This window comes from Psychromarinibacter sediminicola (genome assembly GCF_029168335.1).
Lineage (GTDB): Bacteria > Pseudomonadota > Alphaproteobacteria > Rhodobacterales > Rhodobacteraceae > Psychromarinibacter > Psychromarinibacter sediminicola.
In genome coordinates this window covers 1-742 of the sequence record NZ_JARGYC010000220.1, presented here as the reverse complement: position 1 = coordinate 742, position 742 = coordinate 1, and the positions used below count along the sequence as shown (strand labels likewise).

The 742-nt window shown below is 65.1% G+C and carries 1 pseudogene; it reads left to right on the top strand.

The features are described 5' to 3' along the window. Positions 1 to 73: 73 nt before the first annotated feature. Positions 74 to 742 (top strand): annotated as a pseudogene (locus P1J78_RS25075) (IS701 family transposase); the annotation flags it as partial.

Here is a 742-nt window from a genome sequence, read left to right as displayed (position 1 = left end):
CTAGTACTTCAGTTTCATTTCATGTGCGATTGTGCCTCTGTGTCATTGTTGGGGCTGACAGGGAGCGACGGGCGTGTCGGTTGCGGATTGGGCGGGGACGCTGGTTGATTGGCGGGATACTCTGGAGGATCTGAAGCGCTTCATCGAGCCGGCGTTTCGACGGAGCGAGTAGCGGGCGTCGGCGCGCGCGTTCATCGATGGGCTTCTATCCGGGGCCGAACGAAAGACGGGCTGGATGCTGGCGGAGGAAGCCGGGCATGCGCGACCGTATCGTATTCAGTCGCTGCTGGGTCGCTCGTCGTGGTCGGCGGATGCGCTCTGCGACCGGGTCCGGCGCTACGTGGTACAGGCGCTTGACGACCCTGGGGGCGTCCTGGTCGTTGATGAGACGGGGTTTCTGAAGAAGGGCACGCACTCGGTGGGTGTCGCGCGGCAGTATTCCGGCACGGCCGGGCGGATCGAGAACTGCCAGGTCGGCGTCTTCGCCGCCTATGCCAGCCGCTTCGGCCACGCGCTGATCGACCGTCGGCTCTACCTGCCGAAACCATGGGCGGAGGATCGGGCGCGTCGCGCGAAGGCGCATATCTCCAGGGACGTGACCTTTGCGACCAAGCCCGCGATGGCGCGCGAAATGGTGGAAAGACTCCTCGACGAAGGCACGCCATGCGCCTTCGTCCTGGCCGATGCGCTCTACGGGTCGGATCACAGGTTCCGGCGCATGCTGGAAGACCGCGGCCAGCCT